Raw genomic sequence first — 18399 nt, 5'->3', positions numbered from 1 at the left:
TTTATTCAACAACCGCAAGCTCAGCCTGCAGTCCTTCTTCCGAATGCGGTCCGACCCAGACATGGAACTTTCCGGGCTCTACCGTAAAATCAAGCCTTTCATCCAACAGCCCCAGCTCTTCACGTCCCAGCGTAAAATGTACCTCCCTGCTTTCACCCGGCTGCAGCTGTACCTTGCGGAATCCCTTCAACTCTTTGACCGGCCGGGTAGAGCTTGCCACCAAGTCGCGGATATACAGCTGCGCGGTCTCCTCGCCGGCTCTGGATCCGGTATTCGTTATGCTTACGGATACATGCACGGTCCCGTCCCGGCCAATTTGATGCCGATCCAGCTGCAAATCCGTATATTCGAATGTTGTATAACTGAGGCCGTACCCGAACGGATACAGTGGAGCATCGTCGCAATCGATATAATCTTCGTACAAATGAGGACGTCCGGTATTCTTCCGGTTGTAATACATCGGAATTTGGCCCGTTGCGCGCGGAACGGTAACCGGCAGGCGACCGCTCGGATTGTGAGCGCCGGTCAGCACATCCACAAGCGCAAGGCCTGTGGCGGTTCCCAAATGCCAAGCTTCCACTACGGCGTCTGCATGTTCATGCAGCCATGGAGTGGCAAGCGGACGGCCGTTCATCAGCACGACGACGATCGGCGTGCCGGTCTGCCGTTTCAGCTCCTGAATCAATCGCTCCTGACAGGAGGGAAGCGTAATCGAGGTCACATTGTAGTGTTCGCCCGTCATTGCTTCGGATTCACCCACAACGACTACGGCGACATCACTCTGTCTAGCGAGCTCCACAGCCCGTTCCACTCCCCCATCCATTTCCTCCAGAATCCCGCTGCCCTCCTCGTAGAACACCTCGGCCTTCGGTGCGATTTCCGATTGAAAAGCGTCCCATACCGTGACAACGTCCTCATCCCGGCCTTTCCAAGCCCAGCAGCCCATCGAGTTGTGGCGGTCATCGGCCAGCGGCCCGATCAAGGCCAGCTTTTTGTGCTTAGCGGTATCCAGCGGCAAAATCCCGCTGTTATTCTGCAGCAGCACGATCGATCTCCGGGCGCTGTCCCTGGCCTGAGCCAGATGTGCCGCAGGAATGGCTTGCCCTTTCAGCGGATCTCCGGCTTCTTCTGCGTCTTCGCTTACATACGGGTTCTCGAACAATCCGAGGCGGATTTTCACCCGCAATATGCGAAGCACCGCATCATCCAACAGCTTGAGCAGCTCAGGGTTATCCTGGACCAGCGCCTCCAGATGATCGAGATAGACGCCGGAATGCATGTCCATGTCGACCCCGGCGTTCAATCCCTTCCGCGCGGAATCCTTCCGGTCTTCCGCATAGCCGTGGTAGATCAGCTCTTCGATCGATTCCCAGTCGCTGACCACCATGCCGTCAAAGCCCCACTCCCGCTTCAAGATATCCCGCAGCAGATAACGGCTTCCTGAAGCAGGAACCCCGTTCAGTTCGCTGAAGGCGCTCATCACGGACAGAGCCCCTGCCCGAATCCCGTGCTCAAACGGCGGCAGCACGGTTTCCCGCAGCGTCCGCTCCGACATGTCCGTCGTATCGTAGTCCCGGCCGCCTTCAGCCCAGCCATAACCGGCAAAATGCTTCACGCATGCCGCTACCGTCGGGTAGCCATCCTTATTCGGACTTTGAAATCCTCTAACCTTCGCGGCAGCGGCCAGGGAGGACAGATAGGCATCCTCCCCCGTACTCTCCGCGATGCGGCCCCAACGGGGATCACGCGTGATGTCCACCATCGGGGCAAAGGTCCAGCGGATGCCTTCCGCCGCGGCCTCTATTGCCGCCATGCGGGCGTTTTTCTCCATCCCTTCGAGATCCCAGCTGGCGGCTTCCCCGAGCGGAATCGGAAAGATGGTACGAAAACCGTGAATGACATCGTCCCCGATGAGAAGGGGAATCCCCAGCCGCGTTTCCTCCACGGCCAGCCGCTGGAGCTCGTTGATCTTTTTCGGACCAAACACATTCAGCAAGGACCCGATCCTGCCTTCGGCAACCAGCTTCAGCTCCTGCTCCTCGCATCGGCCGTACTGCACCGTTTGACCGATCTTCTCGGTCAAGGTCATCTGCGCGAGAATGTCCTTTGCGCGCTGTTCCACGTTATCCATGTCTAATCCCTCCCGATGCTTCTTTATCAGCCTTTGACCCCGGCGTTCGAAATCCCCTCGATATATTGACGCTGGAACAGGAAGAAGAACAGGATGATTGGCAGCGTGGACAGCACGACCCCGGCCATAATCATCGGCGTATTCTCAAAGAACATATCCTTCACGCTGTTCAGACCCACAACCAGCACATACATTTCCGGCGTATTCGCCAGCGTGCTCGGAACGAGGTAACTGTTCCAGGTTCCGGCAAAAGCAAGAATCGACATCGTAATCAGCGATGAACGGGCCAGCGGATACACGATCCGCCAGAAAGCACCCATCTTTGTCAGGCCATCCATCCGCGCAGCCTCCAAAAACTCATTCGGAACCGAGATAAAGAACTGACGAAGCATGAAGATGTACAAGCCCTGATACAGGAAAGGTACCGTTAACCCCCAGAACGTGTTCAGCCATCCAAGCTGTGCCACATTCACGTACACCGGGATCAGGATCATATGGTAAGGCACCATCATGGTAGCCACGACGATCCAGTAAATCAGGCCTTTCCCCTTGAAATTCAGCTTGGCTAGCGCAAAGCCGGCCATCGGGTTAATGATCAGGTTCCCGATGACAACGACGCCGGTCATGATCACGGTGTTCAGAAACCATCTCGGCACGTTGTACGCATCGTTCGTGAAGAAGATTTTAAAGTTCTCGAACGTCCAGTTTGCCGGCGACGTCAGCGTATTGACGTGGCGCATCGGGATGATGGACGTATAGATGGTATAGAGAAAAGGAAGGGCGAATAAGAGCCCCAGAATGATCGTGCCGATATACAGAAACAGCCGACCGTTGTTCGTACGGGTCAACATTACTCTCACTCCTTCTCATCCAAGAATTTTTTTTGCAGGTACGTAATCAGCATGATGATCATGAAGAACAGCACCACCGCCGCGCTTCCGTAACCAATGTTCATGTAACGGATCCCGTGCTGGTAGAAATACGTGACCACCGTACTGGTAGCGCCTGCAGGCGAACCGAGTGCGCCATACCGGGAAATCGCCGCAATTTGGTCGTAAATCTGGAAGCCGGCAATCGTCGATACCGACACGATGAAGAACGTGATCGGCTTCAGGAACGGCACCGTAATGTAGCGGAATTTGTTCCACTTGGACGCTCCGTCAATCTCGCCCGCTTCATACAGATCCTTCGGAATTTCCTGCAGACCCGACAAATATACAATCATGGTGAAGCCCGCTTGCTGGAAGATAAACAGAATACATACGAATAAGAGCGCATAGTGGGTATCCGCAAACCATGTCACATTCCCGAAGCCCAACGCTCCGAAAAATTCCGTTAGAAAGGTTCCCTGCTTAAACAGCATCATGAACACGGTTGTGATCGCGATTTGCGAGGTGATATACGGAATGAAGAATACCGTCCGGAATATCCCCTTGCCCTTCAGCTTCTGATTGACCAGGATCGCCAAGAGCAGACCGAGGACGGTCTGAATCGGAATCGAGATGACCACAATTTCCAGGGAATGAAGCAGCGCCCGGAAGAATTCTTTATCTTGAAGTATCATGACATAGTTTTCTAGGCCGATGAATTTCGACTGGTCCAAGGCAGCGAAATTCGCATCCTGAAAACTTCTTACGAAAGACTGGATAAATGGATAGAGAAACCACCACGCCCACAATATCAAAAAGGGCAGTGAAAACAACCAGCCCAGCGTCTTGTCGGAGTCTGCCAACGAACGGAACCAGGATTGCCTAATCTTGTTTCCTTTCAAATCAGCGTGCTTGCTGCTGTAATCGGACATAAGTTATCCCCCACTCCCATACTCAATTTGGATGGATCACGAAAATACCCCCACAAAGTGGAGCCTATACTACGTTGCTTATTCCAAATACTTTGCGGGGACCCCAAAAAATTTATAAATTCTAGTATGTGAACAAAGGCTCCCGCTCCCCTGAGAACAAGGAGCGGGAGCGGGTGTTGCCTTTTTTTATTTGAATTGGCCTTGAATATCGTCGAGAATTTGCTGAGCCGTTTTACCGGAGCCGCCAAGAATCAAGCCTTCCAATTCTTTAACGAGCTCATCCGTGAAACGCTTGGTATCTGTCGGATAACCATAGTCTGTGCTGTACTCCAGCGCAGGCTGCAGCGCCTTGAATTCAGGGTTTTTCTCGAAGTACTGCTCGGACAATGAGGCTACCGCCGGATTGAAGCCAAGCTCCATGAATGCGGTTTGCGTATCGTCATTGGTCATGTAATAAGCAGCTTTGAGCGCAGCTTCTTTGTTCTTCGCGTCTTTCAGTACCATGTAAGCGTCAGAGCTCATGGTGCTGCCGTTGGTTGTTCCTTTTGGTACCGGAATAGCTACCATTTTGAGGTCCGGATTTGCATCCTTCAGGTAACCTTTGTACCAGTAACCACCTGTACTCATAGCGCCCTGCTCGTTGCTGAATACTTCGCCGTCCCAGCCAAAGCCAAGGGATTTAGGAGTTACAGCAAGTCCCTGATCATACATATCGATGATCATTTCCAGCGCTTTTACGTTCTCTGGGGAGTTGATAGTCTCACCGTTACCCCAGCCGCCGCCGAAGCTCTTCACGTAGTTCGTAATATGGAAGGCATCCAGATTGACGATGATGCCCTTCACATCCCCTTTGTTCAGTACTTTCGCTGCTTCGATCACTTCATCCCAAGTGGCTGGGTACTCGCCGAGGCCAGCATCTTTCCACATTTGCTCGTTGATGAAGAACATCGCAGGCATATCACTGTTAGGCACACCGTATTGTTTTCCATCCACGTTCCAGATGTTCTTCGATGTATCCGGGAAACGGTTCATGTCGACGCCCGTGGCTTGAACCAGGTCATCGATTGGCGAGAACAATCCTTTGTTGATGTACTCGTAAGCACCTTCGTTGGACATTTTAATGAAGTCCGGCGCGACGCCGGCAGCGATTTCACCCGGAAGCGTGTTCCAGAACTGCTCGCTGCTTGGATATTGTTTGATTTTCAGTTCGATCTCCGGATACTGCTCGGAGATGGTGTCCGCGGCTTTCTGATAAATCTCCAAATCCTGCGCCGTACCCCAGAATCCGAAATTCACCGTTACTTTTTCAGCAGCGTCTCCGGCTCCGTTATCTGTATTGTCAGCGCTCTTATTGCCGCCGCAAGCGGTTAAACCAACAACAAGAGCCAGGCACAACACCAGCATGGCTGAAAACTTCTTGTTCCATTTACCCATGATGCTACCCCCCACGTTTCTTTTCGTTTTACCTTGCACCTTCATCATATAGACCCGAGACAATAAAAAAAATTAATCAAATGATGATTAATTTTTTAAAATTGACTATTTTTTTATAAATAGATTGCACTGCAAGAGTGTTTTTATGAAAAATCACACTTTCTTTTCGAATATCACACTTCTTCTTTCCTATACTGTTTAGGAGAAAAGCCTGTGTATTTTTGGAATACAATGGCAAAATGGGCCTGGTTATTAAATCCTACCATCTCGGCAACGTCATAGATTTTGTAGCGGTAGTCCTTGAGCAGCACCTTCGCCTTCTCGATCCGGAGCTCATTAATATAATCGAATAGTCCTTGACCGACCTCTTGCTTAAACAACCGGCTGACATAATTCGGGCTGACATGGAACAGCTCCCCGAACAATTTCAAGGAGAGGCTCTCCGGGTAGTGCTCCTCCGTATATTCCATAATATTGCGCGTGAGCTGGCTGTAACCCTTATGCTCCAGCTGATAGCGTTGCTTGAACCGCTCCTCGAACAAGGCCCGGTATGCGGCCGACAGCTGCCCAAACTCATGGATCTCTTCAAAGGCCGATGTTTCTTCTTGAACGTCTCCCCCGTCCGATACGCCCGTGCCCTCCCCGATCATAAACAGCAGACCTTCGTATACCTTGCGGACATCCTTCTCTTCCATGCATTCTTCTTGCGCCAGAAACTTCTCCCACTTGGACAGCAGCTCCATAAACCGGTCGTTGGCTTCTTCCCGGAGCGCAGACTTCATCTGGCCTAAATAGGCATCGGCCTGTTTATAGACATGCTCACCCTTCTGCTTCAGATGCTGATAATAAAAGATCGACGTATCCGGGTGATAAAATTGATGGGATAGTGCCTTGCCCGCTTGCTCGCACCCCGTCCGAATGCCGTCGAAATCGGCAAACCAGTCGCTGATGCCCAGCACGATGTCGATATTGACAAACCGTTTGAGCGCCGAGCTGATCATTTGCACCATTTTATTAACGCGCGTCAACGAGGCCAGCAGGCTCTTCAACTCACTGTTGCTGATGAATACGGCACTGCACTGTTCATCCAGCTGAAGGTACTCGACTTCCTTCTCCGTGGACAGAATCTCGCTGACGACGTTCTGCACCGTATTCGGCAGGATCGACTCGGTTTCCTTGGCATACCTTTTGATGACCGAGTGATAATTTTTGATTCTGAAAAGGACGACATACATATTGCCCTCTTTGAGCCCCGTTTCCTGCAGATCATGAACATGGCCATGGAGAGCGTCATATAAAATCTGCTCCTTCCGGTTGCCCGCTGCATTCGGCCCTATTTGAGCAGGAATCCCCCGGCTCCCATACTGCTCCCGCACGCTCTTCAGCATCGCGGTCAGCTCACGTTCATTCATGTCAGGTTTGTGGAAATAATCAAAAGCACCCAGCTTCAACGCTTCCTTCACGTACGCAATATCATCAAAGCTGCTCAATACGACCGTTTGAACCGGGAGCTGCCGGTCCTTGATCGACCGGAGCACCTCGATCCCGTCCATTTTCGGCATTTTGATATCCAGCAGTACCACGTCCGGCGCCGTTTCCGTTATCAGACGCAGCGCTTCTTCGCCGTCCCCCGCTTCACCGACAATCTCCACGCCCTGGGCTTCCCAGTCAATCGCCGATTTGATCCCGATCCGAACGAGCGGCTCGTCATCTACTATAAGTATTCGCACTTGCTTATCACCCTGTTTCTTCTGTGATGATCGGAACCCGCAGCCATGCGACCGTTCCGCCATGCTCTCCCCTCTTGATCCACAGGCCGTATTCCGGCCCAAAATGAAGGGATATCCGGTTCCGTATATTGTTCAATCCGATCGAGTTGAAGGTATCCTGCGGACCGCCCTGCTCCACCTTCGCTTGTCCGCCCTCCGGAAAACCGCGCCCGTTATCACTTACTTTCATTATCAGCATATCCGATTCCTCATAAATCGATATGATCAGGCTGCCCTTGTAATCGATGCCTTCAAAGCCGTGGAACACCGCGTTCTCCACAAGGGGCTGAAGCAGAAACTTCAAGGTCCTATGATTCATTACGGCCGGATCCACCTCGTATATGACATCAAATTTATTAAAATAGCGGAAATCGAGAATTTTCGTATAGTTCTCCATGAATTCGACTTCCTCGGCAATGGTCACGTAGTCGCCTTCCTTCTTCACCGTGAACTTGATGACCGAAGAGAAGGCCTGCAGCGCTTCTTCAATGCCGGTTGCCCCCTGGATCTTGGCCATCCACTTGATCACGTTCAGCGTATTATATATAAAATGCGGACGGATCTGCGACTGCAGCGCATTCATCTCCAGATTCCGCTTCTCCTCTTCCTCCACATAGATCCGCTCGATTAAATCACGAATCTCGTGCAGCATCTGGTCCACGGTATGGCTGATCACGCCGATTTCGCCGTGCTGCCTCGTATCAAAGCTTACGTCAAGCTGACCTTGGGAGACAAGCTTCATTTTGCTGTTCAGCACCGCCAACGGCTTCATGATCGTGGTGGCGATCCGGGCCGAGATCAGGATGGACAGCACGAGCAGCAGGATCAACGCGCCGATCAAGATGGCGACCATAAGATAAACAATCGAGAACAAATCCTTCTTCGGTATGACCGTAACCGCCTTCCAATTTGCCATGGAAGAGGAAGAAGAAATCATGTAGGTATCCCGATTGATCTGCGTGTTGACTTGGCCGTCCGCGTTATATTGAAAGTCGCTCCCTAATACCTCGGACGCCGCCCGCCCGATTTCCTCAGGGTGAACGCTGTGCACGATATGATCGGTTTCGTCGATCAAGTAAAATTTCGTATTCTCGGAAAATGCCGACTGGCTCCACAGCGTCTTGAGTTTATCCACCGAAATATTAAAGAGGATAAAGCCGAGATCCTCCTTCGTGTACGGATCCATGATGGCCCTGCCCACCGACACGACCGGCATTCCTTTCGTCGACAGCAGCCGCTCCTTATGAATTCCTACAGGAACAAAGCTGCCGTAGGCTTCCCGGATTTTTTGGACAAAAGGCTCGCGGGTAAACTGATCCTTGAAATAACCGAAGTTCATATATTCCCGGTTGCTTCGGCCGATGATGGACCGGCTGTTCTCGTGATAGATAACCACCGAGTCAATCAAATCGGAATACAGCATGATCCCGCTCTGGATCAAGCCGTTCACTTTATCGAAATCCTGCCCCCGTTCAAGCAATGGATACGTCACCTTGCCGTAATCCTTGCGCATAATGGCGTACACCGTGGAATCCTGAATCGGGAACATGGACAGTCGCAGCAGCGGCTGTAAAGAGGTGTCGATATTTTTAATAATTTGTTTGTTGTTCTCAACGGCGGCATCAATCATCGTACTTCGGTTATTCTCCACGTAGACCCAGGATACGATGCCCCCGATCAGAAGGAGGGGAACGATGATAAAGGCGGAGAACGCCGCAATCAGTTTTTTCTCCAGACTTAAGTGAAGCATGTTCTGCTTTAGTTTCTTCATGAGTGTCTCTCTCTTCTCGTTGCTCGATAGGATCGTCTTTAACGCGCCGTCCCGCTTATTCGGAATTTTCTCGGCGTCATCCCCGTAAAATTCTTGAATAATTGCGTATAATAACTCTGGCTGCAGAACTTGAACGTAAAAGCAATTTCGGATATCGACTGATTCGTATTGGCCAGCAAATGCTTGGACTCCTCAATCTTCCGCCGATTAATAAAGGTGGTTATGGATACGCCCGTCTCCCGCTTAAAACGATCGGACAGATAGCTCGGGTGGACTTTCAAATATTCCGCAACCCTCTGCAGGGTCAGCTCCTCAAAAATATGCTCCCTAATGTAATAGATCGCCAGGTTCACAATGTGAGAGAAAGACACGTCCTCCTTCTCGGAGCGTATCATCGACACAAACTGCACCAGCATCTCATATTCAAAATGAACCAGCCGCTCCACATCGCTCATTCGCTCGATCTCCAGGATCAGCGTGTCACTTAAATGAAATGCAATTTCAGGATCCACGCCGCCTTTGATAATCGCCCGGGTAAATAAGGTGCAGGACGCAATCAGGGCATTCTTCTTCGACCGAAGCGGATACGTCGCCAGCACAGCCGCTTCCAGCTCGTTAATCTTGCGCAGCATGTCCATGGCTCTATTCTCATCGCCGAAGCGGATCGCTTCCAGAAGTTCGTGCTCATAGTCAAACGGGGGATGGATAAAATTCTCACGCAAATAATGCATGCGAGAAGACAAGTAAAAAGGACGGTTTCCCGAGCGTGAAGGCTCTTTCATTATTTCCACACCACCTAAAAATATTGATAAAAACCTTGATATTTTAGTATAACATAACCCCGATTGGCTCTAAAATTCAAGCATAACCATGCTAGGAAGGAAGTGTAGACCATGACCTGGAATATATCAAATCCTGATTTGTCACAGCAAGCCTTGCTGAATATGGAAAGTATTTTTGCACTCGGAAACGGTTACTTGGGTGTACGCGGCAATTTCGAAGAAGGCTACGGAGAGAGTTTGTCCACCATTCGCGGTACGTATCTGAACGCTTTCCACGACGTGATTGAAATCCCTTACGGCGAGAAGCTCTTCGCCTTTCCCGATACACAGCAAAAACTCGTTAACAATATTGATGCCCAAACGGTCTTGATCTATTTAGGCGACGAAAAAGAACCTTTCCGCCTCGATCACGGCACGATCACTTCGCATGACCGCCGCTTGCATATGGACAAGGGGTACTCGGAGCGAATCGTGCAGTGGAAATCGCCTGAAGGCAAAGAGATCAAGCTGACCTTCCGCCGCCTGGTGTCCTTCACACATCGGGAATTGTTTGCAATCCATGTAAGGATCGAACCGGTTAATTTCAACGGGCAGGTCCGTATCGTCTCCACCGTGAACGGCAACGTGAGGAACTACACCTATGCCAATGATCCCCGGGTCGGAGCAGGACATGCGGAACGGATGACCGTCATCGATGCCGGCGTCAAGGGCAGCGATGCCTATGTTGTTGACGAGACGATGACGTCCAGGCTGCGCGCTGCCTGCGTGACCCGTCACCGCTTGGATGCCGATGCCGACATTCAGCTCGAAGCTGGAACCGGAGAGGTTACGTTCACGGCTACCCTTCCATTGACCGGACCGATCCACTTTACGAAATACAATCTGTATACCGACAGTCTTCGTCACGGGCAGGAGATGATCGAGCGTGGCATTCAGCTGCAGGAGGAGTTGAAGGATACTTCGTTCGAGGACTTGCTTGCCGGGCAGACCCAGTATCTGAACGCCTACTGGAAATCCGCCGATGTGGTGATTCAGAACGATGGCCAGCTCCAGGAAGGCATCCGCTTCAATCTATTCCAGCTGCTGCAATCCGCCGGTCGGGACAAGCACAGCAATATTTCCGCCAAAGGATTAAGCGGCGAAGGTTATGAAGGCCATTATTTCTGGGACACGGAAATTTACATGTTCCCTGTATTCCTGATGACGCAGCCGGACATCGCGCGCCAGCTGCTGCTGTATCGCTATTCCACGCTGGAGCAAGCGAGAGACAGAGCCCGGGAAATGGGCCACCGGCAAGGCGCTCTGTTCCCGTGGCGCACGATATCGGGAACCGAATGCTCCTCCTTCTTCCCATCGGGAACAGCGCAATATCATATCAGCGCAGACATCGCATACAGCTATATTCAGTATTATCTCGCCGAGCAGGACCGGGATTTCCTCTTGTCTTACGGGGCCGAGGTGCTGATCGAAACCGCCCGCTTGTGGGCCGACATCGGCCACTATTATAACGGCGCTTTCCATATTGATGAGGTGACGGGGCCGGATGAATATACCTGCTGCGTGAATAACAACTATTACACCAACGTCATGGCAAAGCATAATCTGAAATGGGCTGCCAAGAGCTGCGCCATTCTGGAATCCTACGATACGCAAGGCTTCAAGTCCCTGTGTGACCGACTTGGCGTAACCGAGGATGAAATTTCAGCTTGGGCCAAAGCCGCAGATGCTATGCTGCTTCCGTATGATGAAGCACTCGGCATTAACCCGCAGGATGATACATTCCTCCGCAAAGCGGTATGGGATTTCGACAACACGCCGGAGGACAAATATCCGCTGCTGCTGAACTACCATCCGCTGACCATTTACCGTTACCAGGTGTGTAAACAGGCGGATACGGTGCTCGCTCACTTCCTGCTCGAAGACGAGCAAAGCTTGGAAACGATACAGCGTTCCTATGACTACTATGAAGGCATCACGACGCATGATTCGTCCCTGTCCTCCTGCATCTTCAGCATCATGGCCTCGAAGATCGGCAATATGGACAAAGCGTATGAGTATTTCATCGAGACGGCACGCCTTGACCTGGACAATACGCACGGCAACACGAAGGACGGCCTGCACATGGCCAACATGGGCGGTACCTGGATGTCGATCGTCTACGGCTTTGCCGGCATGCGTCTGAAGGAAAGCGGACTTTCCCTCTCCCCGGCCATTCCGAAGGACTGGGAGAAGTATGCATTCCGCCTGAACTTCCGCGGCCGCCTCATCGGCGTATCCATCGAGAAGGACGGCGTGACCTTGGAGATCGTGGAAGGCGATTCCATTGAGATTAAGCTGTACGACGAGGCCGTAACGCTTGAAGCCGGGAAGCCCCTGAAACATGCGCTTCAGAGCAATTCATGATGTTTATGTCTTGAGGTGATTGCCCTCTCTATCCGTAGGGCATCACTCCCGGTTTACGAAGAAAACGATCTATCAACATATATTCCATGAAGACAGACTGCGATAAGCTGTCATTTTTCTTGCGATATCCGGAAGGTCCCTGTTTCGGCTTATGCTTTCCGATATCTCAAAAAGGAGCCATACGATATGAACGAAACACGCAAGCTGAAGGCTGTCATCTTTGACTTGGACGGCGTCATTACCGATACCGCAGAGTATCATTATCAGGCATGGAAAGCCACGGCAACCGAGCTTGGCATTCCCTTCACGAGAGAGTTCAACGAGAATCTCAAAGGGGTATCCCGCATGGATTCCCTGAAACTCCTCTTAAGCCAGGCAAAGACGCCTGTAAACTATTCCGATGAAGAGCTGGTACAGCTGGCTGACCGCAAAAATAAGCTGTACGTCGAGCTGATCGAAACGATTACGCCAGCCGATCTACTGCCGGGCATTACGGAGTTTGTGGCAGACATCCGGTCGGCCGGCCTGAAGACCGGCATCGCGTCGGCCAGCAAGAACGCCATTGCCGTGCTTACCCGGCTTGGCGTCATGGGCCAGTTCGACGTGATCGTCGACGTGACCAAGCTGAAGAACAACAAGCCGGACCCGGAGATCTTCCTCACCGCTGCCGCAGAGCTTGGCGTAGAGCCTGCCGACTGCATCGGGGTGGAGGATGCCGCATCCGGTGTTGACGCCATCAAGGGCGCCGGCATGTTCGCCGTCGCGATCGGCAACGCAGCCCATTTCCCGCATGCGGATATCGTGTTGTCCAGCACGGCGGAGCTGGACTTCCGCGAGCTGGCGCAGAAATTCGAAGGTTGATAAAGAAAATGTAAGGGTGCTCCTAAGGGAGCGCCCTTTTTCGTGTGCCCTCCCATTTTTTGCAACCACTCATTATCTTCGTTAGACTGTAGTTGTTGGTAAATAAAAACTTATCCGATATGTACGCATGAGCATCATATCGAGAATACGATAAAGGGGACTTTCCATGGAACAGGCTGTCTTGGATCAAGGGGCCGAACGATTCGGACGAGGTACTTATTCGCTGATGTTACTTGGGGGATTCGATCAGAATGTATTTGAATACAACGGTGAAGACGGACGCCACTTCATTATGAAATTTTTGGACGCGTCCAAATACCGCAAAGCCTCCATCATTCGCGAGCTGACGTGGATGGCCTATCTCGCCGAGCAGGGTCTGAACATAGCGGAGTCCATTCGATCTGCTCAGGATCTTCTTATTGAAGAGGTAACCCACGATTCCAAACAATATCATGTCATCGCTTTTACGAAGGCTCCCGGCAGCCCGTTAACGGATGTAACATCGGATTTTGCGATGATCAAGCAGTGGGGGAGCGGGATGGGCCGTATGCATAAACTCGGCAAAAAGGACGCCACCGCAGCTTCGCTCGTTCACCGAATGGCCTTTCCCAAGTGGAATGATCATGTAGTCTTTACCGATGCGTTCCCGGAGGCTGCAGGTGAAAGAGTCCATACGCAGTGGAAGCAGTATATTAACGAATTGGAGTCCCTCCCGCAGGATCAGGAAGGCTACGGCATCGTCCACAATGACCTCCATCATCACAACTTTCACGTACATAACGGGGAGATTATCTTTTTCGATTTCGGGGATGTCTCGTACCATTGGTTCGCCTATGATATCGCCATCGCCATCTATCATGCGGTCCAGACGGTTCCGGAAAACCGGAAAGCCGAATTTGTGGCCCGATTTCTCGACTCGTTCTTATCCGGCTATCTTCAAGAGAATACGCTGAGCGAGGAATGGATCCAGCGGATCCCGTTGTTCGTCGACTTCCGCAATATCTACTCCTATGTCTACTTTGCTAAATTCGTAAATTGGAACGAGTTGGATGAACGTACTCGGAATTATCTCTTAGGGATGAAAGCCGATATTGAGGCAGGCAAATCGGTTGTGAAGCTGTCTATTTAATTTAGAGAAGGAAGATTGCTCAACCATGAAAATAAAATCCAAACCTCTCCGCAGGCTCTGCTATTTGGGACTGGGGCTGCTCCTCTCGGCCATCCTTCTATTCCTGCTGTTCCTTCGCCCTACGCCCATCAAGGTGGGTGGATTTACATCCTTTACGGATGAAAATGCCATGATCTTCGAGGTGATCAATGAAGGATTCGCCGATGTGGAGCTCCTGGACGTGCGGGTGAATGATGGCATGAAGCCAGCCAAGGCCGAGCTGGGCGTCAGTTATTCCCTTCATCTGGTCGGCGGCGAGGGCCTTGATGAAGATCCCGATATCGAATTCGTCGATATTCGGGAGGTGCCGTTAAAGCCCGAGCTCATGCAAGACGAGAAGAGAGCCGCGCTCGATCAAGGTTCGCGGATTCCGCTTAATTACGGCATCCGTCTTTATAACGATAAGCCCATCACCCAAATTGAAGTGAAATATAAGTATGGGGGGATCACGTTTACGAGGGAGATGCCGATGGGGCGATTTTTCCGGGATAACGTCTCCTCAAAATAAGATTGGAGATTTATGGGCGATAAAAAACCGGGCTGCAGCAGCCCGGTTCATTCTCAAATTAAGATGACGCAACATAATGATTCAAAAAATCCCGCAGCGCAGCCTCCATATCAGCCTCCCCCTCGTCTTCCATCCATGAATCCTGAAGAACAAGATAGCGGCAGGCGCTGCTCTGCAAATAGCTGTAGATGATTTGTGCAGCATCGATATCTTCCCGGGTAACCTCGGCAGCATCGCATTCCATATCCCTCGTGAAATAGCTGAGAATCAAGGCTTTGACCCTCCGCCTCAACGATTCAATGTCCACTGTTGCAGCCACAGAGTATCTCTCGCTGTGCAGCACAACGTTCCCCTTAATCAGAAATAACTTGATCGTATCTTCGTTTAAATACTCGTAGACAACAATGCTGTGATTCTCTTCGGCGAACTCGATCACATGCCGCTTACTTAAGAGCAAGTTCACCGCCTCCATGCCGTCCCTGTATTTTGCAGCCTGCTCAAAATCGAAACGCTCTGCGGCGCCCAGCATGTTTCGCTCCATTTCATCATATAAACGTCGGTCGTCCCCTTGAAGCAGAGCAATGAATCGATCCATGATTTCATCAAATTGCCGCGCGCTTTCGCCGCCAAGACACTTGCCAAGACAGAGGCCTATCGAGTAATTCAAGCAGGGGGTATTTGCCGAAGAAGCGGCAGGTGTATGATTGCAGGCGATTTTACAGCACTCCTTAACCTTCTGCACTGAATGCTCAAGACTATGTCTGCTGGCTGTATAGGGGCCGAAACAACGAGACGGTTCGTGACTGCCTTCATCCAGCGTATCGGTAATTTCCAGCCATCGCCAATCTCGCTTTTGCCGCAATACGATATAACTATAACCTAGCGGATTTTTCATCTTGCGGTTATACATCGGCTTTATATCCTGAATAAGCCTGCATTCCAGCATGAACGCCTCAAACTCCGTGTCGGTGACGATATGCTCCAGGTCTTTGACATGCTGAACCAGCCTCTTCACTTTTGGGGAGTGCGATTTATTGTTGTAAAAATACGATTGTACTCTCTTCTTGAGACTTTTGGATTTGCCAACGTAAATGACCGTTCCCCGCGAATCTCTCATAAGATATACGCCCGGTGACAGCGGCAGCTCTTGTATTTTTGTTTTCATTTTGACTGTCGATCCTCTCAACGAATCTATCAAACATGGCGTTTTTCGTTCAATTCCAAGATACCATATACACATCAAAAAGCACCACAGTCACGGGCTGATCCAACTCGATGAACGTGGTGCCTCTATTAGGGACTAGAGCTACAGCCTAGCGATAGAAATCTGAGCCATACACAAAGTCTGGGCTAGCTCCTCGCTGAAATAAAATAGAAACTATCATTTCAATACAGCTTTTTCTAGTGAACCAGAAAGAAAGAAGACAGTGCCATATCCCTCTAACTTCGCATTCGATACTGCTGCCTGTAGGCTCTCGGCGACAGCTGAACCGTCCGCTTGAACATCTTCCCAAAATGGGAGAAGTTGCTGAAGCCCGATCGCCACGCGATATCCGTGATGGAATCATCGCTCTCCCGCAGGAGGCGCTGCGCTTCCTTAACCCGAAGGAGGTTGAGATAATCGCTAAAGGTAAAACCCGTCGTCTGCTTGAACAGCCGGCTGAGATAGTGCGGGCTGATTCGGAACGCCTCCGCTACCTCGGGCAGCGTTAAGGACTTCTGGTAGTTGTCGTTAAGATACCGGACGACCGCCTGGGTCTTCGGATGAAGAATGGGCTCGGTATCGGCGGAACGAACCGTGCCCAGATGCCGGCTGCGGTAGGCGAAGAGCAGCAATTCAACCGTTCGGTGCCGAAGCAGCCAGCTGCTTCCCGCTTGGGGATGGATCATCTCATTCACCATTTCGCCGACCATTCGCTCCACGACTTCACCTGCTTGCGTAGGAAGCCTTAGAATCGGAACATCCCAGCCGAACGGCTCCTTCAGCCCTTCGGCCAGATCAGGCGGCACGGCCAGTTCCGCGAACAATTCCGGGCTTATATAAAGGACAAGCCGATCATGATCGGGCCGGCCGCTGTCCAGCGTCTTATGAACGGCATTCCGGTCCACGAAAACAAGATCACCGGCCCGGACCCGGTAAGAACGGTCCTTAATGAAGTAGATCCGCTCACCCGATAACAGGTAATACAGCTCATAATGACCGTGAAGATGGTCAACCGTCATCGAGAAATATCCAATGCGGCGGTCATATTCAATGTCCAAATATCCGGTGGGATCATGGTAATCCGCTCGAAACGGCTTCGTCATGTAGCTGCCCCCTTTTCTTGGATTATAGCAAAATATGCGGCATTTGAAAGCGATTACGCATAAAATGCGGCGAAAGCAGTGCTCCCTTGTTATAGGCTAGAGCTATATTCAAGGAGGCGATAGAGATGAGTGACAAGAAACGCTATGTATTGGTCGGAACCGGCGGCCGGGCCGAATTTTTTTATGGCGCCTTGGCCCGGAGTTTCCGCGACAAATCCGAGCTTGCTGCCTTTTGCGATATGAACCAAACCCGCATGAATTACGCGAATCAGCTACTGCGGGAAAAATATAAGTACACCGAGGTGCCTACCTATCCAGCGGACCAATTCGATCAGATGATCGAGAACGAGAAGCCCGACTTCGTCATCGTAACCAGCATCGACCGGACCCATCACAAGTACATTATCCGCGCGATGGAGCTTGGGTGCGATGTCGTGACCGAGAAGCCGATGACCATCGATGAGGAGAAATGCCAAGCCATCCTGGATGCCGCCAAGCGGACCGGACAAAATATCAGGGTCACCTTTAACTACCGTTACGCTCCCCACCATACCAAGGTACGGGAATTGATCATGAACGATACCATCGGCCAAGTGACTTCGGTTCACTTCGAATGGCTGCTGAATACCCGCCACGGCGCGGATTACTTCCGGCGCTGGCACCGGGACAAACGGAACAGCGGCGGGTTGCTCGTTCATAAGTCCACCCATCACTTCGATTTAGTCAACTTCTGGATCGGTTCCCATCCTGAAACCGTTTTCGCCTTCGGAGATCTCATGTATTATGGTAGAGAGAACGCGGAAGCGCGGGGCGTTACGCAGTTTTACAATCGTGCTACCGGCAACCCAGTTGCCAAGGAGGACCCTTTCGCGCTCCATCTGGATTCCGATGCTCATCTCAAGGCCATGTATCTGGATGCCGAGCCGGAGGACGGCTATCAGCGGGATCAGAGCGTCTTCGGGGACGGCATCAACATTGAGGATACGATGGGTGTCCTCGTGCGATATCAGAACAAAGCCATTTTGACCTATTCGCTAGTCGCCTACCAGCCGTGGGAAGGATATCGCATCGCTATCAACGGCACCAAAGGCCGGATTGAGATGAACATCGTTGAACAATCCTACGTGAATTCGCTGGGCGACAAGAACCAAGAAGGCGCGTTAATCGGCAAAACGCTGCGGGTGCTTCCGATGTTCGATGCCCCGTACGAGGTTCACGTCGAAGAGCAAAAAGGCGGGCATGGCGGAGGCGACCCCGTTCTCCTGAATGATCTGTTCGGGGAACCCGTGGAAGATCCGTACGCCCGTGCGGCCAACCATATCGATGGAGCGAGATCCATACTAACAGGAATTGCAGCCAACCGCGCCATCGCAACCGGTATGCCTGTACGAATCAACAATCTGGTTCGTTTCTAAGCCGTACAAGGCGGCTTCAAGCAACTTTTCCAATCAAAGGCTGCGTATT

The 18399-nt window shown here is 51.4% G+C and carries 14 protein-coding genes; 5 read left to right on the top strand and 9 right to left on the bottom strand.

Annotated features, from left to right (window positions below):
- Window position 1 precedes the first annotated feature (1 nt).
- The 7 genes from OHJ21_RS22690 to OHJ21_RS22660 form a co-directional block, all read right to left on the bottom strand.
- Window positions 2–2131, bottom strand: a complete 2130-nt coding sequence (locus OHJ21_RS22690) for a glycoside hydrolase family 3 N-terminal domain-containing protein (RefSeq protein WP_486021218.1) — start codon at window positions 2129–2131, stop codon at window positions 2–4.
- 26 nt (window positions 2132–2157) lie between these two features.
- Window positions 2158–2982, bottom strand: coding sequence for a carbohydrate ABC transporter permease (locus OHJ21_RS22685; protein ID WP_100539881.1), 825 nt, complete (start codon window positions 2980–2982; stop codon window positions 2158–2160).
- 5 nt (window positions 2983–2987) lie between these two features.
- The gene (locus tag OHJ21_RS22680; RefSeq protein ID WP_326119641.1) at window positions 2988–3932 is read right to left on the bottom strand and encodes a carbohydrate ABC transporter permease; all 945 of its coding nucleotides are present in this window, start codon (window positions 3930–3932) and stop codon (window positions 2988–2990) included.
- Between the two features lie 186 nt (window positions 3933–4118).
- Complete coding sequence (locus OHJ21_RS22675) at window positions 4119–5366, bottom strand: ABC transporter substrate-binding protein (protein WP_100539879.1); 1248 nt, start codon at window positions 5364–5366, stop codon at window positions 4119–4121.
- Between the two features lie 173 nt (window positions 5367–5539).
- On the bottom strand, window positions 5540–7096 hold the full coding sequence (locus OHJ21_RS22670; protein ID WP_486021311.1) for a response regulator transcription factor: 1557 nt from the start codon (window positions 7094–7096) through the stop codon (window positions 5540–5542).
- Window positions 7097–7103: 7 nt separating this feature from the next.
- The gene (locus tag OHJ21_RS22665) at window positions 7104–8906 is read right to left on the bottom strand and encodes a sensor histidine kinase (protein WP_486021216.1); all 1803 of its coding nucleotides are present in this window, start codon (window positions 8904–8906) and stop codon (window positions 7104–7106) included.
- A gap of 38 nt (window positions 8907–8944) precedes the next feature.
- The gene (locus OHJ21_RS22660) at window positions 8945–9688 is read right to left on the bottom strand and encodes a helix-turn-helix domain-containing protein (RefSeq protein WP_100539877.1); all 744 of its coding nucleotides are present in this window, start codon (window positions 9686–9688) and stop codon (window positions 8945–8947) included.
- A 111-nt stretch (window positions 9689–9799) separates the two neighbouring features.
- Between OHJ21_RS22660 and OHJ21_RS22655 the strand changes: the two genes are divergently transcribed.
- The 4 genes from OHJ21_RS22655 to OHJ21_RS22640 all read left to right on the top strand — a co-directional run bounded on the left by OHJ21_RS22655 (window position 9800) and on the right by OHJ21_RS22640 (window position 14628).
- Window positions 9800–12091: a glycoside hydrolase family 65 protein gene (locus OHJ21_RS22655; RefSeq protein ID WP_486021215.1), complete on the top strand. Its 2292-nt coding sequence runs from the start codon at window positions 9800–9802 to the stop codon at window positions 12089–12091.
- 186 nt (window positions 12092–12277) lie between these two features.
- The gene (gene pgmB, locus OHJ21_RS22650) at window positions 12278–12952 is read left to right on the top strand and encodes a beta-phosphoglucomutase (protein ID WP_100539875.1); all 675 of its coding nucleotides are present in this window, start codon (window positions 12278–12280) and stop codon (window positions 12950–12952) included.
- A gap of 166 nt (window positions 12953–13118) precedes the next feature.
- Window positions 13119–14081 carry a phosphotransferase enzyme family protein gene (locus tag OHJ21_RS22645; protein ID WP_486021214.1) on the top strand — a complete coding sequence of 321 codons (963 nt, stop codon included), beginning with the start codon at window positions 13119–13121 and terminating at the stop codon, window positions 14079–14081.
- A 25-nt stretch (window positions 14082–14106) separates the two neighbouring features.
- The gene (locus OHJ21_RS22640) at window positions 14107–14628 is read left to right on the top strand and encodes a hypothetical protein (protein WP_486021212.1); all 522 of its coding nucleotides are present in this window, start codon (window positions 14107–14109) and stop codon (window positions 14626–14628) included.
- A 58-nt stretch (window positions 14629–14686) separates the two neighbouring features.
- On the opposite strand, the gene OHJ21_RS22635 is transcribed toward OHJ21_RS22640, so the two are convergent.
- A complete protein-coding gene (locus tag OHJ21_RS22635; RefSeq protein ID WP_486021211.1) occupies window positions 14687–15793 on the bottom strand; it encodes a GIY-YIG nuclease family protein in 1107 nt (368 codons plus the stop codon).
- 275 nt (window positions 15794–16068) lie between these two features.
- The gene (locus OHJ21_RS22630; RefSeq protein ID WP_486021210.1) at window positions 16069–16935 is read right to left on the bottom strand and encodes a helix-turn-helix domain-containing protein; all 867 of its coding nucleotides are present in this window, start codon (window positions 16933–16935) and stop codon (window positions 16069–16071) included.
- Between the two features lie 125 nt (window positions 16936–17060).
- On the opposite strand from OHJ21_RS22630, the gene OHJ21_RS22625 reads away from it, so the two are divergent.
- Window positions 17061–18350 (top strand): Gfo/Idh/MocA family oxidoreductase, encoded by a 1290-nt coding sequence (locus OHJ21_RS22625; RefSeq protein WP_394057899.1) that lies wholly within the window; start codon window positions 17061–17063, stop codon window positions 18348–18350.
- The last annotated feature ends 49 nt before the right edge of the window (window positions 18351–18399 follow it).

Origin of the sequence: Virgibacillus sp. LDC1 (genome assembly GCF_025792345.1) — a bacterium.
GTDB lineage: Bacteria > Bacillota > Bacilli > Paenibacillales > Paenibacillaceae > Paenibacillus_AQ > Paenibacillus_AQ lautus.
The sequence above is the reverse complement of the archived record's forward strand: the minus strand, read 5'-3'. Positions and strand labels throughout refer to the sequence as shown.